This window comes from Delftia sp. CH05 (assembly GCF_009827015.1).
Classification (GTDB): domain Bacteria; phylum Pseudomonadota; class Gammaproteobacteria; order Burkholderiales; family Burkholderiaceae_C; genus Comamonas; species Comamonas tsuruhatensis.
In genome coordinates this window covers 241239-266810 of record NZ_WUMG01000004.1, presented here as the reverse complement: position 1 = coordinate 266810, position 25572 = coordinate 241239, and the positions used below count along the sequence as shown (strand labels likewise).

Here is a 25572-nt window from a genome sequence, read left to right as displayed (position 1 = left end):
ATTGCTTGTTGCTGCATTACTTCTGGCGTGTCAGGAAACGCGCCAGGATATTGAGACCGAGCACCGCCACGGTGATCAGGAACACACCGGCCCAGGCCAGTTGCTGCCAATTCTCGTAAGGGCTCATCGCGAACTTGAAGATGGTCACCGGCAGGCTGGCCATGGGCTTGGACAGGTCGGCATTCCAGAACTGGTTGTTCAGCGCCGTGAACAGCAGCGGGGCGGTCTCGCCGGCAATGCGGGCCACGGCCAGCAGCACGCCGGTGATCACGCCGGCGCGCGCTGCACGCAGCGTCACCATGATGATGACCTTCCACTTGGGCGTGCCCAGCGCGTAGGCGGCTTCGCGCAGGCTGGCAGGCACCAGCACCAGCATGTTCTCGGTGGTGCGGATGACCACGGGAATCACGATCAGCGCCAGCGCCACCACGCCCGCATAGCCGGAAAAGCTCTTGAAGCGCGCCACGACCACGGTGTAGACGAACAGGCCGATCACGATGGACGGCGCCGACAGCAGGATGTCGTTGACGAAGCGTGTGGTATTGGCCAGCCAGCCACGCGCATCGTATTCAGCCAGGTAGACACCGGCCATCACGCCGATGGGCGTGCCCACGAACGTGGCCAGGGCCACCATGATCAGCGAGCCGAAGATGGCGTTGGCAATGCCGCCGGCCTCATTGGGCGGAGGCGTCATCTCGCTGAACAGTGCCAGGCTCAGGCCGCCGATGCCCAGGGTGATGGTCTCCCACAGAATCCAGATCAGCCAGAACACGCCGAAGGTCATGGCAGCCAGGGACAGGGTCAGCGCCACCTGGTTCACACGCTTGCGCTGGGCATACTTGGCCTGGCGCACGCGCGACAGCTCGGCGGCATTGATCATCTTGGTGGAGGTGCTGCTCACGAGCGTGCTCCTTCATTCTTTTGCAGGCGGTTGAGCAGGACCTTGGAGCAAGCCAGCACCACGAAGGTGATGAAGAACAGCACCAGACCCAGATAGATCAGCGAAGCCTGGTGCAAGCCCTCGCCCGCTTCGGCGAACTCGTTGGCCAGGGCCGAGGTGATGCTGTTGGCAGCCTCGAAGACCGACAGCGAGTTGAGCTGGTTCATGTTGCCGATCACGAAGGTCACGGCCATGGTCTCGCCCAATGCACGGCCCAGGCCCAGCATCACGCCGCCGAGCACGCCGGTCTTGGTGTAGGGCAGAACCACCTTCCAGACCACTTCCCAGGTCGTGGAACCCAGGCCATAGGCGGACTCCTTGAGCAGGGCCGGAGTGACCTCGAACACATCGCGCATCACGGAGGCGATGAAGGGAATGATCATGATGGCCAGGATGATGCCGGCCGACAGGATGCCGATGCCCACCGGCGGGCCGGACACGAAGGCCTCCAGATAGGGAACGCCCTGGAACAGCTTTTGCAGGGGCTGCTGCACGTAGGTGGACAGCACGGGGCCGAACACCATCAGGCCCCACATGCCGTAGACGATGGAAGGCACGGCGGCCAGCAGCTCCACGGCCGTGCCCAGCGGGCGCTTGAGCCAGGCCGGCGACAGCTCGGTGAGGAACAGCGCGATGCCGAAGCTCACGGGCACCGCAATCAGCAAAGCGATGGCCGAGGTGGCCAGCGTGCCGTAGATCATGACCAGGCCGCCGAATTCGTTGCGAACGGGGTCCCAGACACTGCGGCCGAGGAAACTCAGGCCGTATTCATAGATGGCGGGCCAGGCACCGACCAGCAGCGAGGCCAGGATGGCCAGCAGCAGGCCCAGCGTCAGCAGCGCGGCCAGACGCGCGAGAGCGCCAAACAAGCGATCCGCCACGCGCCCCGACAGCATCGGGGGGCGTAGCGGAGAAGGTGTGCGTCGCTGGGAAGCCTGTGCAGAGGCGGCCAGCGAGTTCGAGGGCGACGTTGTGGACACGTGAGGCGCCTTTATTCGCGGTTTGTGAAGGGATCAGGGGAGCCATGATGCACCTGCCGGCGGTGCGCCATGGCCCCCTTTTCAGGGTTTACTTCAGGGAAATGGCAGTGCCGGAGGTGTCCTTGATCTGGCCCCAGGATTGGAAGATCACGTTCTTGACGGCGTCAGGCATGGGCACGTAGTCCAGGTCGGTGGCGGTCTTGTCGCCGGACTTGTAGGCCCACTCGAAGAACTTCAGCGAGGCAGCGGCCTGTGCAGGCTTGTCCTGGGCCTTGTGCATGATGATGAAGGTGGCCGAGGTGATGGGCCATGCCTCCTTGCCAGGCTGGTTGGTCAGGATCTGGTAGAAGCTCTTGGCCCAGTCGGCACCGGCAGCAGCGGCCTTGAAGGTGGCGTCATCAGGGGACACGAAGGTGCCGCCTGCGGTCTGCAGCTGGGTGTAGGTCAGCTTGTTTTGCTTGACGTAGGCGTACTCGACGTAGCCGATGGAGTTGGGCAGGCGACCCACGAAGGCGGCCACGCCTTCGTTGCCCTTGCCGCCTGCGCCCGTGGGCCAGTTCACGGCCTTGCCTTCGCCAACCTTTTCCTTCCACTCGGCATTGACCTTGGACAGGTAGTTGGTGAAGCCGAAGGTGGTGCCCGAGCCGTCAGCGCGGCGCACGGGAGCGATGGTGGCGTCAGGCAGGTTCACGCCCGGGTTCAGGGCCTTGATGGCCTCGTCATTCCACTTGCTGATCTTGCCCAGGTAGATGTCGCCCAGCACCTGGCCGGTCAGCTTGAGCTGGCCGGGCTGGATGCCCTTGATGTTGACCACGGGCACGATGCCGCCGATCACGGTGGGAAATTGCACCAGACCCTTCTTGGCCAGTTCTTCATCCTTGAGCGGCTCGTCGGAGGCGCCGAAGTCCACGGTCTTGGCTTCGATCTGCTTGATGCCGGCGCTGGAGCCCACGGACTGGTAGTTGATCTTCACGCCGGTGGCCTTGTTGTAGTCCGCAGCCCACTTGGAGTACAGCGGAGCCGGGAAGCTGGCGCCTGCGCCGGTGGCTTCCTGCTGAGCCAGGGCCTGGCCCACGCCGCCCGCAGACAGAGCACCAGCCACCAGAATGTGAATCACAGACAACTTCATGTACAGACCTCTTAGGGGTTGAAAGATGCGATGGCTGGACTGTAAGAAGGCTTTGTGACATTGATGTGACATGGAAAAAAGGCGTCACAAACAGCAGGACTTCCCATGTAAGAACCCGGTCATCGCGATGTCACAATTCCGTCTTAGTCTTGTGTGTCGCACGAGCAGGCACCAGACAGGTGCAGCCCTGCCCCCCTCGGACATCGCTGTGCAATCGTGCTCGACGAATCTTGATTGGCGTTTCTTTCATGGCACCAGAATCCCTGCTCGCTGCCGTTGACCTCGGGTCCAACAGCTTTCGCCTCGAAATAGGCCGCGTCGGCAGCCACCAGCGCATAGAGCGCGTGGAATACCTCAAGGAAACCGTGCGCCAGGGCAATGGGCTCAACGAGCGCCATGAACTGACTGACGAAGCCATGCAACGCGGCTGGGACTGCCTGGCACGCTTTGGTGAACGGCTGGCCGGCTTTGCGGCCGACCAGGTCCGCGCCGTGGCCACACAGACCCTGCGCGAGGCCCGCAACCGCGATGTCTTCATCGCGCGAGGCAGCACCCTGCTGGGCTTTCCCATCGAAGTCATCTCGGGCGAGGAAGAGGCCCGGCTGATCTATCGCGGCGTCTCCAGCCTGCTGCCGCCATCGTCTCAACGGCGTCTGGTGGTGGACATTGGCGGGCGCTCTACCGAAGTCATCATCGGCCAGCATGGCGAAGCGCGCCAGGTGGCCTCCTACCCCATAGGCAGCGTGGCCTGGAGCACGCAGTTCTTTGGCGAGGGCACGCTGTCGCGCGCGCACTTCTCGGCCGCCATCAAGGCGGCGCAGGCGGCACTCACCCAGACCGTATCGGCCTATCCAGCCACCGCATGGGACTGCGCCTATGCATCGTCAGGCACGGCCAACGCCGTGGGAGACATCCTGGCGGCCAACGGCTACTCCGGGCGGCTGATCACGCCCGACAGCCTGCGCTGGCTGCATGAGCAGCTGATGGACGCCGGCCACGTGGACCGCATCCGCCTGGCTGGACTCAAGGAAGACCGGCGAGCCGTCATCGCCGGCGGCCTGAGCATTCTGATGGCCGCCCTGGGCCTGCTGGGCATCGACGAACTGGAGGTTGCACAGGGCGCGCTGCGCCAGGGCGTGCTGCACGATCTGCTGGAACACGAGCCGCCTGCCGATCGCGAAGCCGCCGAGATCGCGGCGCTGCAACAGGACTTCGGCATTGACGCATCCCACGCACTGCGTGTTCGCAAGGTGGCACGCTGGGCCTGGCAGTCGCTGCAGGCGCAGCAGCCGCCCGATGCACTGGCCACGCACGCACTGGACACGGCTGCCAGCCTGCATGAGATCGGCATGCGCATCTCTCTGAGCGCCTACCACCGCCACGGCGCCTACATCACCGAACACTGCAGTGCCGCCACCTGGCCCGTGGAGCTGCGCGAACGCATCACCCAGCTGGTGCTTGGCCACCAGGGCAAGCTGCGCAAGCTCGAGGCTGCCATCGAGGACCGGGCCGTGGCCTGGCCATTGCTGGCGCTGCGCCTGGCCGTGCAGCTGTGCCACGCCCGGCGCGATCCCGATCTGCAGGGCATGCGCCTGCACCGCTCGGACAGCGTCTTTCACCTGACCGTGCCGGAAGGCTGGACCAGGAGCTACCCCCAGTCCGCCCAGTTGCTGCGCACCGAAGCCGTGGCCTGGCAGAAGACGCCCTGGACGCTGCAGTTGCATCTGCACTGAACGCCGAACGTCTCCGGCTGCCGCAGCGACAAGCAAAAAGCCCTGCCAGCGCAATGCGTTGGCGGGGCTTTTCGATTGCACAGGGCAGGCACGCGGCGCCCTGACAGGATATGCGGCTCAGGCCCGAGGGCCGTAACGCTCCATCAAGGCGTTCTGCGCACCCAGGCCCGTGGTCGGATAGGGTGCGCGCTGGTAGGCGCCATTGGCTTCCAGCGTCCAGGCGTCGCGGTTGTCATGCAGGCTGGCGACAAGACATTCGTCTATCACCTGCTGGCGCAACGCCGGATCGCGCACAGGCCAGGCCAGCTCCACCCGGCGCATCATGTTGCGGTTCATCCAGTCCGCACTGGACAGCAGCAGTTCCTGCTGATTGCCCCAGGCAAAGTAGAAGACGCGCGAATGCTCCAGGAAGCGGCCGATGATGGAGCGCACGCGGATGTTGTCCGTCCAGCCCTTGCGCTGCGGCGGCAGCATGCAGGCGCTGCGCACGATGAGATCGATGCGTGCGCCCTGCTGACCGGCACGCACCAGGGCCTGCATGAGCAACTCGTCAGTCAGCGCATTCATCTTCAGCACAATCCGCGCCTCTTCGCCGCGCTGTGCGGCCTCGCCCACCTGGGCAATCAGCGCCAGCATGCGATCGTGCAGCTGGAACGGTGCAATCACAAGCTGGTGCAGCTTGGGCAAGCGGTTGTGGCTGGACAGGTGGCTGAATACGGCATCCATATCGGCCGTGATCTGTGCATCGCAGGTCAGTTGGCTGATGTCCGTGTACAGGCGCGCCGTGCGCACGTTGTAATTGCCGGTGGACAGGTGCCCATAGCGCTTGAGCTGACCGCTGCGCTTTTCGCGCCGGGTAATCAGCAGCATCTTGGCGTGCGTCTTCAGGCCCAGCACGCCGTAGACCACCTGGGCGCCCAAGGCCTCCAGCTTTTCGGCGGAGTTGATGTTGGCCTCTTCGTCAAAGCGGGCCTTGAGTTCCAGCACGGCCAGCACTTCCTTGCCACGGCGAACCGCCTCGGCCAGCAGCTGCATGATCTCGGAGTCCGACCCCGTGCGGTAGATGGTCTGCTTGATGGCCAGCACCTCAGGGTCATTGACGGCTTCGCGCAGCAGCTCCAGCACGCCGTCGAAGCTCTCGAAGGGCTGGTGGATCAGCACATCACGCTTGCGGATCTGGGCCATCACCGAGCGGCCCGGCTGCAGCTGGCGCGGCCATGCCGGGCGCCAAGGCGGAAACAGCAGCGCGGGGTCATCGACCAGATCCACCAGCTGCGACTGGCGCACCAGGTTCACGGGCCCCTTGACGCGGAACAGTGCCTCGGTCGGCAGGCCGAACTGGCCCAGCAGCAGGTCGGACAGCATGGGCGAGCAGGCAAAGGACACCTCCAGCCTCACCGCCTGGCCGTAGTGGCGATGGTGCAGACCCTGGCGCAGGGCCGTGCGCAGGTCGCTGACGTCTTCCTCATCCACTGCCAGGTCCGAATGGCGCGTGACACGGAATTGCGCAAACTCCGCCACCTCACGCCCCGGGAACAACTCGACGAGATGAGCACGCACGATGCTGGAGATGCTCACGAACAGGCGCTGCTTCCCCGCGATCTTCTCGGGCAGGCGCACCAGGCGCGGCAAGACACGCGGCACCTTGACGATGGCCACCTCGTTGGCACGGCCAAAGGCATCGACACCTTTGAGGCGCACGATGAAGTTCAGCGCCTTGTTGGCCACCTGGGGGAATGGATGGGATGGGTCCAGGCCCACGGGCATGAGCAGCGGCTGGACTTCGCGCAGGAAGTACTCGCGCACCCATTTGCGCTGGGCGCTGCTGCGCTCGCCATGGGATACCACGCGTATGCCCTGCCCCGCAAAGGCCGGAATCAGCGACTGGTTGTACAGCGTGTACTGGCGCAATACCAGCTCATGCGCCTTGTCCATCAGCGAGCGGAAGCTCTGCAGGGTGTACAGGCCCTTGGCGTCGCCGGCCTTGGCGGCCGTCACATGCGGGGCGCAACGCACCTCGAACCATTCGTCGAGATTCGAGGAGACGATGCACAGATAGCGCAAACGCTCCAGCAGCGGCACATCTTCACGCACGGCCCAGTCCAGCACGCGCTCATTGAAGGCCAGGATGCAATGGTCACGGTCAAGAAACTGTTGCTGCTGCTCTTGCACTTCACCGCTTTCGGCTGTGGCGTGCAGTCCAGTGTATTCGGGGGCGGGAAGCCTTGCAGAAGAAGCAGAGGCAGAAGCCGCAATGGCCTGGCCCTGCAGCTCCGACAAGGCGGTGGAGAGGCTTTTCGCCAGAGGCATCATCGGGACATTCAGGGGTGCAGAGACGGGTATGGGAGCTGTCTGGCGGGCCATGCCCAGCGAAGCCGGCCCTGCGGGCACGGCACGCGCTCCCTGTTCATGTTCTGGTTCGGCAGGTGCGGCAGAGGCGCCACCGGGAATCGGCGTGAATGTCTGGGGCATGGATGCAGGGGCCCGGCCTGGGCAGGACCCGGTAGTCACCCCGCTAGCCGGGGATTCGGGCAGTCTGCCCCGGATTTGTGACATGTTCATGACATGCATTCCTCTGTTCATGACATCTGTCATACAAACCAAGCCAGGCGCAAGCAACGGCGCAGAAACCGTCACGCAAAGGTCATGACCCAGTCACACCGGCACGAGAGCGACGCGACATCGCCGGGGTGCTAAGCTAGCTGCCTTCCCCTGGATGCCGTTGGCTGCTGCAAACCTGCCGCAGCCGTGCCGTCGTCCGCCTTTCGCGCATGTCCTCTTCCAATCCCCCCGAAAGCCGCCTGGCCGCCATCGACATTGGCTCCAACAGCTGCCTGCTGGCCATGGCCCGCAGCGACGGCGCAAAGGTACAGCTGCTCAGCCATCGCAAGGAAGCCATACGCCTGGGCAGCGCCCTCGACGCCCAGGGCGCGTTGAGCCTGGAGGCCATGCAGCGCGGCTGGGCTTGCCTGGAGCGCTATGCGCAGGTGCTGGGTGATTTGCCCCGCCACCGCGTACGTGCAGTGGCCACGCAGACGCTGAGAGAGGCATCGAATCGCCAGATCTTCCTGGACGAAGGCCAGCGCATCCTGGGCTGCCCCATCGAGGTCATTGACGGCGAGGAGGAAGCACGCCTGATCTATCGCGGCGTCGCCCAGTTGCTGCCGCCCGGCGCCCAGCGGAGGCTGGTGGTGGACATCGGCGGCCGCTCGACCGAGCTGTGCCTGGGTCAGCAGCGGCAAGTACTGCAGGCACGCTCCTTCGCCTTCGGCAGCGTGACCTGGGCCTTGCGCCACTTCCCCGATGGCGAGCTGTCGGCCCAGGCCCTGTCCCAGGCCGAAGCAGCCGTGGCCGACATCATTGCGCCCGAAGCAGGACTTTTTGCTGCCGGGCAATGGAGCCATGCCTATGGCTCCTCGGGCACGGCCGGTGCCATTGTCAAGGTCCTGGCCCATGCGCCCGGGGGCACGGCCGGCTGGATCACGCGGCAGGGACTGGACTGGCTGCATGCGCAGTTGCTGCGCGCAGGCCATGTCGACCGTGTGAACATGGACGGACTCAAGGAAGAGTTGCGCCCCATGATCGGCGGCGGCATGAGCGTGATGCGGGGCATCTTCTCCAGCCTGGGCATCGAGCGCATGCGCGTCACGCACGGCGCCCTGCGCCATGGCGTGCTCTATGAATTGGCCCACAAGCTCGATGCGCAGGCCAAGGGCCGGCAACGACAGTCCACCGGCACCTGAAAACCAAGGCCCTGCCCTCGCCAGGGAACGACAAAATGCTGTTTTGCGCGCAAGTGCTACACTTTGTAAGTTCCCCCTCATCCCTTTACCACCGCCCTACCGCTTCGCCATGTCCGCGCCGACGATTGCGTACGACCCTGTACTCGAACGTCCGTCTTCGATGATGGCGGCGTCGCTGCAGCGCAGCCTGCGCGAGCAGCAGGCACTGCTCGACAATGCCGGCGTGGGCATCGTCTTCATCCGCCAGCGCGTCATCGTCCGATGCAACCAGTGCTATGCCGACATCTTCGGCTACGCGGGCGAGCATGCGCTGGTCGGCATCAACAGCGAGCACCTGCACCCCAGCCGCGACGAGCTGCGCAGCCTGGGGCGCGAGGCCTATCGCACGCTGAGCGCGGGCCTGTCCTTTCGCACGCAGCGCCGCCTGCGCCGCAAGGATGGCAGCCTGTTCTGGGGTGAACTGACGGGCCGGCTCATCAATCCGGGCGATGCACGCGAAGGCTCCATCTGGATCGTCAGCGACATCGACGACCGTCTGCGCGCCCAGCAGGCCCTGAGCCAGGCCCACGAACTGCTGGAGCAGCAGGTGCGCGACCGTACACGCGAACTCAGCGCCACGGTGGAGAACCTGCACCGCGAGATCGCCGACCGCAAGCTGGACCAGGAACGCATCTACTGGATGGCGCACTACGACGCGCTCACCGGCCTGCCCAATCGCACGCTGCTGGCCGAGCGCAGCGCCCGCGCCATCGAGCTGGCCAAGGTCAACGACACGCCACTGGCCGTGATGTTCCTGGACCTGGACCATTTCAAGCATGTCAATGATTCGCTGGGCCATCGCGTGGGCGATGCCCTGCTGGTGGAGATTGCCCGCCGCCTGCGTGCCGTGGTGCGTGACCGCGATACGGTGGCCCGCATCGGCGGCGACGAATTCGTGCTGCTGCTGCCCGGCGCCAATGCCCAGGGTGCGGCCCGCGTGGCAGGCAAGCTGCAGGAGGCGTCGCGCCAGGCCTACCAGATCGACCGCCACGAACTGACCATTGCGCCGTCCATGGGCATCGCGCTGTACCCGCGCGACGGCCACGACATCGACTCGCTGACACAGGCCGCCGACGCGGCCATGTACCACGCCAAGCAGGCCGGCCGCAACACCTACCGCTTCTTCACTCCGCAGATGCAGGCCCAGTCCCTGCGCGCCCTGCAGCTGGAGAACGCCTTGCGGCGGGCGCTGGAACGCAATCAGCTGTATCTGCATTACCAGCCGCAGATCACCCTGAGCACCGGACGCGTGCGCAGCGTGGAGGCACTGCTGCGATGGGAGCATCCCGAGCTGGGCTCGGTTTCGCCCGCGGAGTTCATCCCCGTCGCCGAGGACAGCGGCCAGATCCTGCAGATCGGCGAATGGGTGCTGCGCAGCGCCATGCAGCAACTGCAGGCCTGGCGCAATGCGGGGCTGCGGGACCTGAAGGTGGCCGTTAACCTGTCGGCCATCCAGTTCCACCAGCAGCAACTGCCCGAAATCATCAACCGCATCCTGCTCGACAGCGACCTGCCGGCCGATTCTCTGGAGCTGGAGCTGACCGAGGGCGTGGCCATCCATGATCCGCGCCAGGCCACGGCCACCATGGACCGACTGCGCGAGCATGGCGTGCGCCTGGCCATGGATGACTTCGGCACCGGCTATTCATCCCTGAGCCAGCTCAAGCGCTTTCAGATCTACAAACTCAAGATCGACCAGTCCTTCATCCAGGACCTGGACCACGACAGCAATGACCGCGCCATAGTCAGCGCCATCATCCGCATGGCCCAGGCCCTGGGCATGCAGACCACGGCCGAAGGCGTGGAAACGGAGGCGCAGCTGGAGTTCCTGCGCGAGCAAGGCTGCGATGAAGCCCAGGGCTACCATTTCAGCCGCCCGCTGCCGCCCCAGGCGCTGGAGGCCTTTCTGCGCAGCCAGGGCTGAACAGCTCACCGCGCCACGGTCTGCAGACGAAAAAGCCGAAGACTGCAGCTTCGGCTTTCCATGGCCGGGAACGTGCCGCCCGCCGCTCAGGGCATGGGTGAATTCTTCGCCACGCTGGCCAGGCGCTCGGCGCAGCGGCTGGCCTGGTCGCCATCGCGTGCCTCCACCATCACGCGCAGCAAAGGCTCGGTGCCGCTGGCGCGGATAAGCACGCGCCCCGTATCGCCCAATTCGGCCTTGACGGCCTCGGTGGCTTCCTCCAGCTGGGTGTTGCGCTTCCAGTCCTGGCCCGGCTGCAGCCGCACGTTGAGCAATACCTGGGGAAACAGCTGGACCGAAGACAGCCACTGCGACAGGCTCTTGCCCGAACGCACGCAGGCCTGCAGCACCTGCAGCGCGCTGACCAGGCCATCGCCCGTGGTGTGCTTGTCCAGCGCCAGCAGATGGCCCGAGCCCTCGCCCCCCAGTGTCCAGCCCTGGCGGTGCAGCTCCTCCAGCACATAGCGGTCGCCGACCTTGGCGCGCACAAAGCCCACCCCCTGGGACTTCAGCGCCACCTCCACGGCCATATTGGTCATCAGTGTGCCCACGGCACCCGGCACGGCCTCGCCACGCGCCAGCCGATCGGCCGCCATCAGGTACAGCAGTTCGTCGCCGTTGTAGAGCCGGCCAGCCGCATCGACCAGCAGCAGCCGGTCGGCATCACCATCCAGCGCCACACCGAAGTCGGCCTTGTTCGCTCGCACGGCCAGCACCAGGGCCTCGGGATGGGTGGCACCCACGCCTTCGTTGATGTTCAGTCCATCGGGCGCACAGCCAATGGCCACCACATCGGCCCCCAGTTCATGGAAGACCTTGGGGGCGATCTGGTAGGCCGCGCCATGGGCTGCATCGACCACGATCTTCACACCCTTGAGCGTGAGCGCATGGTCGAAGGTGCTCTTGCAGAACTCGATGTAGCGCCCTGCCGCGTCTTCAAGGCGCCGGGCCTTTCCCAGAGCGGCAGAATCGACCCATACGGGATCTTCGGTCAAGGCCTGCTCGACCTCTTCCTCCCACGCATCGGGCAGCTTGGTGCCCTGTGCGCTGAAGAACTTGATGCCGTTGTCGTAATAAGGGTTGTGGCTGGCGCTGATGACCACGCCCAGGCTGGCGCGCTGGGCGCGCGTCAGATAGGCCACGCCCGGCGTGGGCAGGGGGCCCAGCAGCATCACGTCCACGCCGGCAGAGTTGAACCCGGACTCCAGCGCGCTCTCCAGCATGTAGCCCGAGATCCGCGTGTCCTTGCCGATCAGCACCATGGGACGGGCTTCCTTGCGCCGCAGCACACGGCCCACGGCATGCGCCAGACGCAGCGCGAAGTCGGGGGTGATGGGCGAACGGCCCACCAGGCCGCGAATTCCATCGGTACCAAAATATGTGCGTGCCATAGTGCTCCTTTGTTGTTCAGTCGTTGTCGTGCATGGTCTGCCAGACCGTCAATGCCGCCACCGTATCGGCCACGTCGTGCACGCGCACCACGCGCGCGCCACGCTCCACCGCCAGCAGTGCCGCCGCCACGCTGGGCACCATGCGCTGGCCCTGTGGACGGCCACTGACCTGCCCGAGCGAGCCCTTGCGCGACCAGCCGGCCAGCAGCGGGAAGTCTAGGCCCAGCAATTCATGCTGGCGTGCAAGCAGGGAAAAATTCTGTGCCACGCTTTTGCCGAAGCCGATGCCATAGTCCCAGACGATGCGCTCCCGCGCCACGCCCCGGGCCAGCAGGGCATCGCTGTGCAACTGCAGGAAATCGCGCACGGCGGGCACGGCATCGCCTTGCATGGGCGTGGTCTGCATGTCCTGCGGCGTGCCATGCATGTGCATGAGACAGATGCCGCAGCTCGGGTGCGCGGCCACCACCTGCTGCGCGCCCGGCTGGCGCAGCGCCCAGATGTCGTTGACGATGTCGGCCCCCAGATCGAGCACAGCCTGCATGACCTCGGGCTTGTAGGTATCGACGGAGACAGGCACGCCCAGTTGTACCGCACCCTGCACAACGGGCAGCACGCGCCGCAACTCCTCATCCAGCGGAACAGTTGGTGAGCCGGGCCTGGTGGACTCGCCGCCAATATCGAGGATGTGCGCGCCCTCACTGACCAGTTGCTCTGCATGCCGCAAGGCCTGCTCCACCGTGTTGTGCCGCCCGCCGTCGGAAAACGAGTCGGGCGTCACATTAACGATGCCCATGACCAGTGGACGCTGAAGGTCTAGAACAAAGCGCGAAGTCTGCCATTGATGCGGCATGGGGTTTCCTGAAGGTAGGCGCCTGCCGGACCAGGTTCATCGCCCGGCCGTTGCGGGCGATTGAGCACATCCTGCAAGCAAAGCAAAAGGGCCCCTCAGGGCCCTTTGCATGGGATTGACCAATTCTGCGGCAAGCAGCTCAGGCCGTGGTGGGCGCAGGGTCGGCATCCACTGCCGGCGTGCCGCCGGACGAGTTGCCACCGTCGGACGACGGCGGGTTGCGCGGCACCCAGTCCTTGGGAGGACGCGGCTCACGGCCGGCCATGATGTCATCGAGCTGCTCGGCGTCGATGGTTTCCCAGTCGAGCATGGCCTTGGCCATGGCATGCATCTTGTCGGAGTTGTCCTCGATCAGCTTGCGCGCCAGTCCGTACTGCTCGTCGATGATGCGGCGAACCTCCTGGTCCACCTTCTGCATCGTCTGCTCGCTCATGCTGTTGGTCTTGCTCATCGAGCGGCCCAGGAAAGGCTCGCCTTCCTGCTCCGCATAGACCATGGGACCCAGCGCGTCGGTCATGCCGTAGCGGGTGACCATGTCGCGTGCGATCTGCGTGGCCCGCTCGAAGTCGTTGCTCGCGCCCGTGGTCATCTGGTTCATGAACACTTCTTCGGCAATGCGTCCACCGAACAGCATGGCGATCTGGTTGAGCATGAACTCCTTGTCGTAGGAGTAGCGGTCCTTCTCGGGCAGGCTCATGGTCACGCCCAGCGCACGGCCGCGCGGGATGATGGTGACCTTGTGCACGGGATCGCACTTGGGCAGCAGCTTGCCGATCAGTGCGTGGCCTGCCTCGTGGTAGGCCGTGTTGCGGCGCTCTTCCTCGGGCATGACCATGCTCTTGCGCTCGGGGCCCATGATGATCTTGTCCTTGGCCTTCTCGAAATCCTGCATCTCGACGGTGCGCGCATTGCGGCGCGCGGCCATCAGGGCTGCTTCGTTGCAGAGGTTGGCCAGATCGGCGCCCGACATGCCAGGCGTGCCGCGCGCGATCACGCCCGGATTCACGTCCTGGCCGACAGGGATTTTGCGCATGTGCACATTGAGGATCTGCTCGCGGCCGCGGATATCGGGCAGCGTCACATACACCTGGCGGTCGAAACGGCCGGGGCGCAGCAGCGCCGCATCCAGGATGTCGGGACGGTTGGTTGCAGCCACGACGATCACGCCGAGGTTGGTCTCAAAACCGTCCATCTCGACCAGCATCTGGTTCAGAGTCTGCTCACGCTCATCGTTACCACCACCCAGGCCTGCGCCACGCTGGCGGCCCACGGCATCGATTTCATCGATGAAGATGATGCAGGGTGCATTCTTCTTGGCGTTCTCGAACATGTCGCGCACGCGGGCCGCGCCCACACCGACGAACATTTCCACGAAGTCGGAGCCCGAGATGCTGAAGAACGGGACCTTGGCTTCACCAGCGATGGACTTGGCCAGCAGCGTCTTGCCGGTACCCGGAGGCCCGACCAGCAGCAGACCACGCGGAATGCGGCCGCCGAGCTTCTGGAACTTGTTGGGGTCCTTCAGGAAGTCCACGACTTCCTTGACCTCTTCCTTGGCTTCGTCGCAGCCTGCGACGTCGGCAAAGGTCACGGTGTTGTTGTTCTCGTCCAGCATGCGCGCCTTGCTCTTGCCGAAGCTGAAGGCACCGCCCTTGCCGCCGCCCTGCATCTGGCGCATGAAGTACACCCACACGCCGATCAACAGCAGCATGGGTCCCCAGCTGACGAGCAGGGTCATGAGGACCGAGCCTTCTTCGCGGGGCTTGACGTCGAACTTGACGTTGTTGTTGATCAGGTCACCCACGAGCCCGCGATCCAGGTAGGTGGCGGTGGTGCGCACCTTGCGGTCATCGTTGGTCGTGGCCACGATCTCGGTGCCGCCGGGGCTTTCCTGGATGGTGGCGCTCTTGATGCGATTGCTTCGCACCTCTTCCAGGAACTCGGAGTAACCGACATGGGACGCGCCAGCGCCGCCACGGGTGTCAAATTGCTTGAACACCGTAAACAGCACCATGGCGATGACCAGCCAGACGGCAATTTTTGAAAACCACTGATTGTTCAAGCGGGGCTCCAATGGGGGATACAGATAAAACGACTTCCAGCGTGCTCGAAGCGTATTTGCGGTCCATTTTAGGTGTTTCAAGCTGGCTGGTCGCCTATATCCCTCTATAGCAGCCATAGCTTGAATACGGTCTTGACCCGGGTCAGGGCAGCGCCGGGCGGCTGCACAGGGCTACTTGAGCCCCATGCCCACCAAAAACGTCTCCGAAGACTTGTCACGCGAGGACTTGGGCTTGATCGGCTTGACCACCTTGAAGGTCTGCCGGAACAGCGCAACCAGGTCATCGTAGGCCCCGCCGTGGAAGAGCTTCACCACCAAGGCGCCTTCAGGTTTCATATGGTGGATGGAAAAATCAACCGCCAGTTCGACCAGCAGCGCAATGCGCGCCGCATCCGTCGTGCCGTTGCCCGACAGGTTGGGAGCCATGTCGGAGACCACCACGTCGGCCTTGCCCCCGCCCAGGGCCTCCTGGAGCTGGGCCAGAACCGGCTCCTCGCGGAAATCGCCCTGGATGTACTGCACGCCCTCAATGGGCTCCATGGGCAGCAGATCCAGCGAGATGATGCGGCCGTTGAGAGCGCCGACGGCCGCCCCGTTGGGCGACAGGCAACGGCGCACATACTGGCTCCAAGCCCCGGGTGCGCAGCCCAGGTCCACCACCGTGGCACCCGGCCGGATGAGCTTGAGCTGCTCGTCGATCTCCTTGAGTTTGTAGGCCGCGCGCGCGCGGTAGCCGTCCTTCTGGGCGGCCTTGACGTAAGGATCGTTGACGTGGCTGTTGAGCCAAGCCTTGTTGACCTTCTTGCTTTTTGTTTGGACTTTCATGCTGGATTCTTTCAGCCTCGATAATACGGCCATGCCCCAAATTCAATTGACTCCCGCCGAGCGCCGGGAACACCGCGCCAACGCACACCACCTGGACCCCGTGGTCCTCATCGGGGGTGACGGCCTGACGGCTGCCGTGCAAAAGGAGGTCAACGCCGGCCTTAACGCACATGGCCTGATCAAGGTCCGTGTCTTCAACGACGACCGCGCCGCACGCGAGCAGATGTATCTGCAGCTGTGCGACGAGCTTGGCGCTGCACCCATTCAGCACATCGGCAAGCTGCTGGTGCTCTGGCGCCCCATGCCGGAAAAGGAAAAAGCCATCGACGAGAACCGCATGCCCGGCCCTCGCGATGTCAAGCTGCTCAAGTTCAGCAAGCGCTCCGGCCAGAAGCCCGAGGTCAAGCAGATCCGCGTGCTGGGCAACCAGCGCCTGACGGCAGGTGGCCAGGTCAAGCGCGCCAAGCCCAAGCAGAAGTCGGTCAAGAAGCGTCAGGCAGACTGAGTCCGCCGCATCCATGACCGTAGCATCCCATGCCGCCAGCGTGGCCCAGGCCGCGCTACCGCCCTCCGCCTCCCCCTCTGCGCAGCAGCGCTTCGTAGTCTGCATGAAGTGGGGCAAGAAGTACGGTCCGGAGTATGTCAACAGGCTCTACGCCATGGTGCGTCGGCATCTGAAGGGCGATTTTCGCCTTGTCTGCCTGACCGATGACGGCGTGGGGATTCGCGACGAGGTCGAATGCCTGCCGATTCCTCCGCTGAACCTGCCCGCGGGCATTCCGGAGCGTGGTTGGAACAAGCTGGCCACCTTCAGTGCCGACCTGCACGGCCTGCGCGGCACGGCGCTGTTTCTTGACGTGGACGTGGTCATCACCGGGCCGCTGGACGTTTTTTTCACCGAGCCCGGCGAGTTCCTGATCATCCACGACTACAAGCGTCCGTGGCGCATCACGGGCAATTCCTCGGTGTACCGCTTCGAGCTGGGTGCCCACCCCGAGGTGCTGGACTACTTCCGCACGCATTTCGAAGAGATACGCCGCAACTTTCGCAATGAGCAGGCCTATCTGTCCGACATGCTGCACAAGCAGGGCAAGCTCAAGTACTGGCCGCAGGCCTGGTGCCCCAGCTTCAAGTACCACTGCATTCCCGCATGGCCGACGAACTACTGGAAGCCGCCCTTCGTGCCGGATGGTGCGCGCGTGGTGATCTTCCACGGCGAATGCAACCCGCCTGACGCGTTGGCCGGCCGGCGCAATCGGCGCTTTCGCTATATCCGGCCTGCCACCTGGGTGGCCGAGCACTGGCACGAGTGAGCAGCTCGACCCACAAAAAAACGCCCGCGCTTGCGGGCGTTTTTGTTTGGCATGGTGCCGAACCGGCAGGACCGGGATCAGACCGTGGCCCGGGTGTTCGCTTGAGACGAACGGCCTATGCGCCACAGCACGACGAGCGCACACAGCCACTGCAGCGCATACATCACCGTGCCCACGCTGTGCCACAGCTTGAGGTTGTCGCGTGCAACGATGCGCGGCGACACGCCGTACTGGACGACAAATGCCAGCAGCATGCCTGCGATCACAAAGCCCAGGCAGGCCTTGGCCCAGGGCTGCAGGACCGACTCCTTGCTGCGCCGGGACAGGACCAGCAGCACGGCCGCGCAGGCGATGGACACCCAGGTCTGCGCGGCAAACAGCTTGGCAGCCATGAAGCCCGCGACAGCCGGCGTGGGCAAGTGGGCGAACAGCATGGGCACGGCCATGAAGCCGATGGCCGACAGGCTGCCCCACCACAGGGCAGCAGCCAGCAGGGGAACGCGCTCGTACAGGTTGCTCATGGGCTTAGGCCTTCCTCAACGATCGAGGCACAGGCACCGACGCATCAGAGGTAGCGCACCGACACCACTTCATAGCGGCGCTCGCCGCCCGGTGCCTGCACGACAGCGGTATCGCCTTCTTCCTTGCCGATCAGCGCGCGTGCGATGGGGCTGGAGACGTTGATCAGACCCAGCTTGAGATCGGCCTCGTCCTCGCCGACGATCTGGTACTTGACCGTGTCGCCGCTGTCCTCGTCTTCGAGTTCAACCGTTGCACCGAAGACCACGCGGCCGCCGGCATCCACGGCGGAGGGATCAATGATCTGGGCTGCGGACAGCTTGCTCTCTACCTCGGCAATGCGGCCCTCGATGAAGCCTTGGCGGTCCTTGGCGGCCTCGTACTCGGCGTTTTCGCTCAGGTCGCCCTGGGCACGGGCCTCGGCGATGGCCTGGATGATGGAAGGACGCTCCACGGTCTTCAGACGGTGCAGCTCGTCCTTGAGTTTCTCGGCTCCGCGCTTGGTGATGGGAATGGTGGCCATTGAAAAGTCTCCATGTGCAGCAAACGCCGCGCGTTGCGCGGCTTCTTTGGCACAGGCGGGCCGGCAGTATGGCGGCAGGGCCTGCGCCCCAAAAGCAAACCGCCGCACGTTGCCGCGCGGCGGTTTCATCAAGTCATGTGGTCCATTATGCCGCGTTTGACCACCAGCTTCGGTGGGAAAACCCGGCGGCACTGTCGGACAGTGCCGCCGGCTGCACCTCGTCAGAAACGAGGGGCGGCAGCGCGGAAGGATCAGGCCGTTTGCAGCTGGGCGTGCAGTTCCTGGACGGAGTGCACATCCATGTTGCCCATGGACTTCATGCCTTCGACGGCGGCTTCGGCACCGAAGATGGTGGTGAAGGTGGTCACGCGCGCCAGCAGGGCGCTGGTACGGATGGCGCGCGAGTCGGCGATGGCGTTGCGGCGCTCTTCCACCGTGTTGATGACCATGGCGATCTCGCCGTTCTTGATCATGTCCACGATGTGGGGGCGGCCCTCGGTCACCTTGTTGACGAGCTGCACCTCGATACCTGCCTCGGAGATGGCCGCTGCCGTGCCGCGCGTGGCGCACAGCACGAAGCCCATGGCAGCCAGTTCCTTGGCCACGGCCACGGCGCGCGGCTTGTCGGCGTTCTTCACAGTCAGGAAGACCTTGCCCTGGGTGGGCAGTGCCACGCCGGCGCCCAGCTGGCTCTTGACGAAGGCTTCGCCAAAGGTCTTGCCCACGCCCATGACTTCGCCGGTGGACTTCATCTCGGGGCCGAGGATGGTGTCCACGCCCGGGAACTTCACGAACGGGAAGACGGCTTCCTTGACGCTGAAGTACGGCGGCGTGACTTCCTTGGTGATGCCTTGCTGGGCCAGCGTGTCGCCGGCCATGCAGCGCGCAGCCACCTTGGCCAGCTGGATGCCCGTGGCCTTGGAGACGAAGGGCACGGTGCGCGAGGCACGCGGATTGACTTCCAGCACGTAGATCACGTCGCCATCGGCCGTTTCCTTGATGGCGAACTGCACGTTCATCAGGCCGACCACGCTCAGCGCGTTGGCCATGGCAGCCGTCTGGCGCTTGATCTCGGCCACGGTCTCGGGCTTGAGGTAGTAAGGCGGCAGCGAGCAGGCGGAATCGCCCGAATGCACGCCGGCCTGCTCGATGTGCTCCATCACGCCGCCGATGAAGACGGCGCCTTCGCGGTCACGCACGCAGTCCACATCGCACTCGATGGCGTTGGACAGGAAGTGGTCCAGCAGCACGGGCGAGTCATTGCTGACCTTGACGGCTTCGCGCATGTAGCGCTCCAGGTCGCGCTGCTCATGCACGATTTCCATGGCACGGCCACCCAGCACATAGCTGGGACGCACGACCAGGGGGTAGCCCAGGCCGGCCGCCTTTTCCAGCGCTTCGGGCTCGGTACGGGCCGTGGCATTGGGCGGCTGGCGCAGGCCCAGCTCATGCAGCAGCTTCTGGAAGCGCTCGCGGTCTTCGGCCGCGTCGATCATGTCGGGCGTGGTGCCGATGATGGGCACGCCTTCCTTTTCCAGGCCCAGGGCGAGCTTCAGGGGCGTCTGGCCGCCGTACTGCACGATGACGCCGACCGGCTTCTCGACAGCCACGACTTCGAGCACGTCTTCCAGCGTCAGCGGCTCGAAATACAGGCGGTCCGAGGTGTCGTAGTCGGTGGACACGGTTTCGGGGTTGCAGTTGACCATGATGGTTTCATAGCCGTCCTCACGCATGGCGAGCGCGGCATGCACGCAGCAGTAGTCGAACTCGATGCCCTGGCCGATGCGGTTAGGGCCACCGCCCAGCACCATGATCTTTTTCTTGTCCGTCGGCTCGGCTTCGCACTCCTCGTCATAGGTGGAGTACATGTAGGCCGTGTCGGTGGCGAACTCGGCAGCGCAGGTGTCCACGCGCTTGAACACGGGGCGCACGCCCAGTGCCTTGCGCGCCTCGCGCACGGCCTTGTCGGTGCTGTGCAGCAGCTTGGCAAGGCGGCGGTCGGAGAAGCCCTTTTGCTTGAGCGTGCGCAGCGTGGTGGCGTCCAGTGCAGCCAGCGCGGCATCGCCCTTTTCCTCGTAGACCTTGTCCAGTTCGAGTTCGATCTTGACGATCTCTTCGATCTGCACGAGGAACCACTTGTCGATCTTGGTGATGTTGTGCACTTCGTCCAGCGTCCAGCCGGCAGCAAAGGCGTCACCCACATACCAGATGCGGTCCGGACCTGGTTCGCCGAGTTCCTTTTCGAGGATCTCGCGGTCCTGGGTCTTTTCGTTCATGCCGTCCACGCCGACTTCCAGGCCGCGCAGCGCCTTCTGGAAGGATTCCTGGAAGGTGCGGCCAATGGCCATGACCTCGCCCACGGACTTCATCTGCGTGGTCAGGCGGTTGTCGGCAGCCGGGAACTTCTCGAATGCGAAACGCGGGATCTTGGTGACCACGTAGTCGATCGAGGGCTCGAACGAGGCAGGCGTCTTGCCGCCCGTGATGTCGTTCTTGAGTTCGTCCAGCGTGTAGCCCACGGCCAGCTTGGCAGCGACCTTGGCGATGGGGAAGCCCGTGGCCTTGGAGGCCAGCGCCGAGGAGCGCGACACACGCGGGTTCATCTCGATGACGATCATGCGACCGTCCTTCGGATTCACCGAGAACTGCACGTTGGAGCCCCCCGTGTCCACACCGATCTCGCGCAGCACCGCCAGCGAGGCGTTGCGCATGATCTGGTATTCCTTGTCGGTCAGCGTCTGCGCGGGCGCCACGGTGATCGAGTCGCCGGTGTGCACGCCCATGGGGTCCAGGTTCTCGATGGAGCAGATGATGATGCAGTTGTCCGCCTTGTCGCGGACGACTTCCATCTCGTACTCCTTCCAGCCGAGCAGCGATTCCTCGATCAGCAGCTCATTGGTCGGCGACGCTTCCAGGCCGCGCTTGCAGATGGTCTCGAACTCTTCGGGGTTGTAGGCAATGCCGCCGCCCGTGCCGCCCAGCGTGAAGCTGGGGCGGATGACGGTGGGAAAGCCCATTTCCTTTTGCACGGCCCAGGCTTCGTCCATCGAATGGGCGATGCCCGAGCGTGCCGAACCCAGGCCGATGCGCGTCATCGCATCCTTGAACTTGAGGCGGTCCTCGGCCTTGTCGATGGCCTCGGGCGTGGCGCCGATCAGCTCGACCTTGTACTTGTGCAGCACGCCGTTGCGCCACAAGTCCAGCGCGCAGTTCAGCGCGGTCTGGCCGCCCATGGTCGGCAGGATGGCGTCGGGACGCTCCTTGGCGATGATCTTCTCGACCGTCTGCCAGGTGATGGGCTCGATGTAGGTGACGTCGGCCGTGGCCGGGTCGGTCATGATCGTGGCAGGGTTGCTGTTGATCAGGATGACCTTGTAGCCCTCTTCGCGCAACGCCTTGCAGGCCTGCACGCCGGAGTAGTCAAACTCGCAGGCCTGGCCGATGACGATGGGACCGGCGCCAATGATCAGAATGCTTTTGAGGTCGGTGCGCTTAGGCATTTTTGTGTTTCTCCATCAGCGCCGTGAAGCGATCAAACAGGTAGGCGATATCGTGCGGGCCGGGCGAAGCCTCGGGGTGGCCCTGGAAGCAGAACGCAGGCTTGTCCTTGTGCTCAAGGCCTTGCAGCGTGCCGTCGAACAGGCTGATGTGCGTGGCGCGCAGCGTGTCGGGCAGGGACTCCATCTCCACCGCAAAACCGTGGTTCTGGCTGGTGATGCTCACGCGGCCGTTGTCCAGGTCCTTGACGGGGTGGTTGGCGCCGTGGTGGCTGTTGGCCATCTTGAAGGTCTTGGCGCCAGCGGCCAGGGCCATGATCTGATGACCCAGGCAGATGCCGAAGACGGGCTTGCCGGACTCCACCAGTTCCTTGGTCGCGGCAATGGCGTAGTCGCAGGGCTCCGGGTCGCCAGGGCCGTTGGACAGGAAAACGCCGTCGGGGTTGAGTGCCAGCACATCCTTGGCGGGCGTCTTGGCCGGCACCACGGTCAGCTTGCAGCCGCGCTCGGCCAGCATGCGCAGGATGTTGAACTTCACGCCGAAGTCATAGGCCACCACATGGAAACGCGGGGCCTGCTGCTGGCCGTAGCCTTCGCCCAGCTTCCACTCGGTTTCCGTCCATTCGTACTGCCGGGCGGCGCTCACCACCTGTGCCAGATCCAGGCCCTTCATGCTGGGGGCCGCCTTGGCCGCAGCCAGTGCCTCGTCGATGCGCGCCTGGGTCACTTCTTCGCCAGCGGCCAAACCGACGATGGCGCCGTTTTGTGCGCCCTTGTCGCGCAGCAGCCGTGTGAGCTTGCGCGTGTCGATGTTGGCAATCGCCACCGTGCCGCTGCGCGTGAGGTAGTCGGGCAGGGTCTCGGACTTGCGGAAGTTGCTGGCCAGCAGCGGAAGGTTCTTGATGATCAGGCCCGCCGCATGGACCTTGCCAGCCTCGACATCCTCTGCGTTGACGCCGTAGTTGCCGATGTGCGGATACGTGAGCGTCACGATCTGCTGGCAGTAGCTGGGGTCGGTGAGGATTTCCTGGTAGCCGGTGATTGCCGTGTTGAAAACGACTTCACCAACCGTGGTGCCTTGCGCACCGATCGAGTTGCCAACAAAGACCGTGCCGTCTGCGAGCGCCAGGATGGCGGATGGGAATGCTCCCTTGAGAGACAAAAGCACTGGGTTCTCCGGTTCTAATTACGGTTACGCCCAGCGTGCCGCACGGACGGGTCCGTGCGGTTTACAGCTTGTCTGCAGGGGGTGGCGAGGAAGCGTCGCTAGGCGTATTGTGGAATGCTTGAAAGCCGCCCATTATAGGCTGGTCGCGCTTCAGCCTCCTGACAGGAGGCGGGATTACCCTTGACGTGAGCCGGCACTCACGCTGCTTGCGTGCAGGCATATCGCCGCTGCCGCAGCCACGTTCAGAGACTCTTCACCACCCGGCTGGCCGATGCGCACATGCTGCGCCGCCTGCTGCATCAGCGCCTCGCCAACGCCCTGCCCTTCATGGCCCATGGCCCAAGCACATGGCCAGGGCAGAGCCGCGCTCTGGATCAGTTCACCTTGATGGGAACTGGTCACGATCAGGGGCAAGCCAAGCGCACTCAGATCCTCGGGTGACGCCGACTCCACCAGGTGCAGCCCGAAATGCGCGCCCATTCCGGCGCGCAGCACCTTCTGGCTCCACAGCGCAGCCGTGCCCTTCAAGGCCACGATCTGGCCGAAGCCGAAAGCGGCCGCACTGCGAAGAATGGAGCCCACGTTGCCTGCGTCCTGCACACGGTCGAGCACCACGGTGGCCACGCCGGCACGCACGGCCGCCGACGCCTGCCAGTCCATCAGAAAGCCGATGCGCGCCGGAGACTCCAGTCCGCTGACCTCGGCAAACACGGCATCGGACAGCACCACGCACTTGCCTGCGCCCTGCACCCACTCCCGCGGCACCTGAGGCCAGAAGGACTCGGCCACCACGGCCACGGCGGGCTGCATGCCGCGCGCCAGGGCAGCACGGCACAGATGGTCCCCCTCCAGCCAGACACGTCCTTGTTTGCGGTAGGCCCCGCTGTCCTGGGCAAGCCTTCGCAAATCCTTGACCAGGGCGTTGTCACGGGACTGGATCGATGTAGCGGCAGGTTGTCGGCTCATGGCAAGGCTTCCGGGCAAAGAGAACAGCGAAGAACAGCGCCACGGGCGCAGAAAGCGAAGGCGCTCAGGCCGACAGCAGCAAGGCCTGCGCGCCCTGCGCCGCAGCGGCCACGCGGGCGGCTGCCAGCGGCTCGGCCCTGCGGGCAATGCTCACGACATGGGCCACGGGCGCGAAGGTTCGCCGGTGCTCCTGGCAGGCGCCATGCAGGCGCAGCGCGGCAAGATGGGCCGCCGTGCCATAGCCCTTGTGGCCGTCGAAGCCGTATTCCGGGTATTGCTCATGCAGGCGCTGGCACCACCGATCCCGCGTGACCTTGGCAAGAATGGAGGCCGCCGAGATGGACTGCACCAGGGCGTCGCCCTTGACGATGGCCTCGGCCTGCACATCCAGCACGGGCAACTGGTTGCCATCCACCAGAACCAGTACCGGCTTCAATCGCAGGCCCAGCACCGCGCGGCGCATGGCCAGCAGCGTGGCCTGCAGGATGTTCAGGCGATCGATCTCTTCGACCGAGGCCTCGGCAATGCTGCAGCACAGCGCCTTGGCACGGATCTCGTCATAGAGTGCCTCGCGGCGCGCAGCCGTGAGCTTCTTGGAATCGTTCAGACCCTCGATGGGATGGAGATCGTCAAGAATGACAGCGGCGGCCACCACGGGGCCGGCCAACGGGCCGCGGCCCGCTTCGTCCACGCCCGCAACCAACCCCGGCGGATGCCAGGGCAGGCACGCCTGTTCAGGCGGCAGTGGGGGCAATGATTTTCTCGATCGCATGGGCGGCCAGTTCGGCAGTATCGCGCCGCAATTCATGGTGCAGCGCTGTGAAGCGCTGTACCAGCGCTTCGACGGTTGAAGGGGAATGCTCGCAGGCCTGCAGCCATTGCAGCACGGCCGCGCTCAGCGCCTGGGGCGTTGCCGCATCCTGGATCAGCTCGGGCACGACGAAATCGCCGCACAGGATGTTGGGCAGGCCCACCCAGGGCTGCAGTTGCTTGCCACGCATCAGACGCCAGCTCCACGGGTGCATGTTGTAGCCGATCACCATGGGCCGCTTGTACAAGGCGGCTTCCAGCGTGGCCGTGCCGCTGGCTATCAGCGTCACGTCACAGGCTGCCAATGCGTCATGGGACTGGCCGCGCACGATGTGCAGCGACGAAGCCATGCCGGCTTGCGCGGCAATGCGCTGCAGCTCGTCGAATTGCGAAGGCACAGCAGGCACTACTATTTTAATAGCTGGCAGCGCCTTCCGAACCAAAGCTGCCGCCTGAAAGAAGCGGGCAGCCAGGTAACGTATTTCAGAGCGCCGACTGCCGGGCAGCACGGCCAGCACCAGACCATCTTCGGGCAGCCCCAACCGGCAGCGTGCAGCGGCGCGGTCGGGCTGCAGCGGAATCACGCTGGCCAGGGGATGGCCCACATAGGTCGCGTCTATGCCATGGCGGGCCAGCAACTCGGGCTCAAAGGGGAAGACGCAAAGGACATGATCGGCCGCGCGGCGGATCTTGTCGACGCGATCGGCACGCCAGGCCCAGATCGAAGGACAGACGAAATGCACGGTCTTGATGCCCGCAGCACGCAGATCGGTTTCCAGCCCCAGGTTGAAGTCCGGCGCGTCGATGCCGACAAAGACGGCCGGCCGCTGCTGGAGCAGTCGCTGACGCAGCTGGCGTCGGATATTCAGAATCTCGGCCAGCCGGCGAAACACTTCCCAGCTGTATCCATGCACGGCCAAGCGCTCGCTGGACCACCAGGCTTCAAAGCCGCGCTGCTGCATCTGCAGCCCGCCGATGCCAAAGGCCGAGGCCTCTGGCCAGCGGGACTGCAGCCCACCCAGGAGCAAGGACGCCAGCAGGTCGCCAGAGGTTTCTCCGGCGACCATGGCAATCGATGGACTCAGGCGCGCCGATGGCGCCGCGTTCTCTGTCATGCC

At 64.7% G+C, this 25572-nt stretch carries 20 protein-coding genes; 5 read left to right on the top strand and 15 right to left on the bottom strand.

Annotated elements, in window-relative coordinates:
* Positions 1–16 precede the first annotated feature (16 nt).
* The 3 genes from pstA to pstS form a co-directional block, all read right to left on the bottom strand.
* Positions 17–880, bottom strand: a complete 864-nt coding sequence (gene pstA / locus GRX31_RS06230) for a phosphate ABC transporter permease PstA (RefSeq protein ID WP_046984528.1) — start codon at positions 878–880, stop codon at positions 17–19.
* A gap of 17 nt (positions 881–897) precedes the next feature.
* A complete protein-coding gene (gene pstC / locus GRX31_RS06225) occupies positions 898–1836 on the bottom strand; it encodes a phosphate ABC transporter permease subunit PstC (protein WP_016447461.1) in 939 nt (312 codons plus the stop codon).
* A 172-nt stretch (positions 1837–2008) separates the two neighbouring features.
* Positions 2009–3049: a phosphate ABC transporter substrate-binding protein PstS gene (pstS, locus tag GRX31_RS06220; protein ID WP_016447462.1), complete on the bottom strand. Its 1041-nt coding sequence runs from the start codon at positions 3047–3049 to the stop codon at positions 2009–2011.
* 248 nt (positions 3050–3297) lie between these two features.
* On the opposite strand from pstS, the gene GRX31_RS06215 reads away from it, so the two are divergent.
* Positions 3298–4782, top strand: a complete 1485-nt coding sequence (locus GRX31_RS06215; protein ID WP_046238476.1) for a Ppx/GppA phosphatase family protein — start codon at positions 3298–3300, stop codon at positions 4780–4782.
* A 117-nt stretch (positions 4783–4899) separates the two neighbouring features.
* Here the strand turns inward: GRX31_RS06215 and ppk1 are convergent, their stop codons facing one another.
* Positions 4900–7344: a polyphosphate kinase 1 gene (ppk1, locus tag GRX31_RS06210; protein ID WP_047473911.1), complete on the bottom strand. Its 2445-nt coding sequence runs from the start codon at positions 7342–7344 to the stop codon at positions 4900–4902.
* Between the two features lie 209 nt (positions 7345–7553).
* Between ppk1 and GRX31_RS06205 the strand changes: the two genes are divergently transcribed.
* Both GRX31_RS06205 and GRX31_RS06200 read left to right on the top strand, forming a co-directional pair.
* Positions 7554–8525 carry a Ppx/GppA family phosphatase gene (locus tag GRX31_RS06205; protein ID WP_016447465.1) on the top strand — a complete coding sequence of 324 codons (972 nt, stop codon included), beginning with the start codon at positions 7554–7556 and terminating at the stop codon, positions 8523–8525.
* A gap of 109 nt (positions 8526–8634) precedes the next feature.
* Positions 8635–10488, top strand: coding sequence for an EAL domain-containing protein (locus GRX31_RS06200; protein WP_016447466.1), 1854 nt, complete (start codon positions 8635–8637; stop codon positions 10486–10488).
* Between the two features lie 86 nt (positions 10489–10574).
* Here the strand turns inward: GRX31_RS06200 and glmM are convergent, their stop codons facing one another.
* The 4 genes from glmM to GRX31_RS06180 form a co-directional block, all read right to left on the bottom strand.
* Positions 10575–11918 (bottom strand): phosphoglucosamine mutase, encoded by a 1344-nt coding sequence (glmM, locus tag GRX31_RS06195; RefSeq protein ID WP_016447467.1) that lies wholly within the window; start codon positions 11916–11918, stop codon positions 10575–10577.
* A 16-nt stretch (positions 11919–11934) separates the two neighbouring features.
* The gene (gene folP, locus GRX31_RS06190) at positions 11935–12771 is read right to left on the bottom strand and encodes a dihydropteroate synthase (protein WP_160851906.1); all 837 of its coding nucleotides are present in this window, start codon (positions 12769–12771) and stop codon (positions 11935–11937) included.
* Between the two features lie 139 nt (positions 12772–12910).
* Entirely contained in the window at positions 12911–14833 is a 1923-nt protein-coding gene (gene ftsH / locus GRX31_RS06185; protein WP_016447469.1) for an ATP-dependent zinc metalloprotease FtsH, read from the bottom strand.
* A 171-nt stretch (positions 14834–15004) separates the two neighbouring features.
* A complete protein-coding gene (locus tag GRX31_RS06180) occupies positions 15005–15658 on the bottom strand; it encodes an RlmE family RNA methyltransferase (RefSeq protein ID WP_026062160.1) in 654 nt (217 codons plus the stop codon).
* Positions 15659–15689: 31 nt separating this feature from the next.
* Between GRX31_RS06180 and GRX31_RS06175 the strand changes: the two genes are divergently transcribed.
* Positions 15690–16163, top strand: coding sequence for a YhbY family RNA-binding protein (locus tag GRX31_RS06175; RefSeq protein WP_012206726.1), 474 nt, complete (start codon positions 15690–15692; stop codon positions 16161–16163).
* Positions 16164–16176: 13 nt separating this feature from the next.
* Positions 16177–16971, top strand: coding sequence for a glycosyltransferase (locus GRX31_RS06170; RefSeq protein WP_160851905.1), 795 nt, complete (start codon positions 16177–16179; stop codon positions 16969–16971).
* A 77-nt stretch (positions 16972–17048) separates the two neighbouring features.
* On the opposite strand, the gene GRX31_RS06165 is transcribed toward GRX31_RS06170, so the two are convergent.
* The 7 genes from GRX31_RS06165 to lpxB form a co-directional block, all read right to left on the bottom strand.
* On the bottom strand, positions 17049–17492 hold the full coding sequence (locus tag GRX31_RS06165; protein WP_160851903.1) for a DUF4149 domain-containing protein: 444 nt from the start codon (positions 17490–17492) through the stop codon (positions 17049–17051).
* A 44-nt stretch (positions 17493–17536) separates the two neighbouring features.
* Complete coding sequence (gene greA / locus GRX31_RS06160; RefSeq protein WP_016447473.1) at positions 17537–18013, bottom strand: transcription elongation factor GreA; 477 nt, start codon at positions 18011–18013, stop codon at positions 17537–17539.
* Positions 18014–18264: 251 nt separating this feature from the next.
* Positions 18265–21513 carry a carbamoyl-phosphate synthase large subunit gene (carB, locus tag GRX31_RS06155; RefSeq protein WP_016447474.1) on the bottom strand — a complete coding sequence of 1083 codons (3249 nt, stop codon included), beginning with the start codon at positions 21511–21513 and terminating at the stop codon, positions 18265–18267.
* The gene (gene carA / locus GRX31_RS06150; protein WP_160851901.1) at positions 21506–22678 is read right to left on the bottom strand and encodes a glutamine-hydrolyzing carbamoyl-phosphate synthase small subunit; all 1173 of its coding nucleotides are present in this window, start codon (positions 22676–22678) and stop codon (positions 21506–21508) included. The genes carB and carA overlap by 8 nt, the downstream gene beginning before the upstream one ends.
* A gap of 174 nt (positions 22679–22852) precedes the next feature.
* Positions 22853–23644 carry a TrmH family RNA methyltransferase gene (locus tag GRX31_RS06145; RefSeq protein WP_016447476.1) on the bottom strand — a complete coding sequence of 264 codons (792 nt, stop codon included), beginning with the start codon at positions 23642–23644 and terminating at the stop codon, positions 22853–22855.
* A 64-nt stretch (positions 23645–23708) separates the two neighbouring features.
* Positions 23709–24416 (bottom strand): ribonuclease HII, encoded by a 708-nt coding sequence (rnhB, locus tag GRX31_RS06140; protein WP_016447477.1) that lies wholly within the window; start codon positions 24414–24416, stop codon positions 23709–23711.
* Positions 24379–25569 carry a lipid-A-disaccharide synthase gene (lpxB, locus tag GRX31_RS06135; protein WP_160851899.1) on the bottom strand — a complete coding sequence of 397 codons (1191 nt, stop codon included), beginning with the start codon at positions 25567–25569 and terminating at the stop codon, positions 24379–24381. Before lpxB ends, rnhB begins: the two co-directional genes overlap by 38 nt.
* Between the last annotated feature and the right edge of the window lie 3 nt (positions 25570–25572).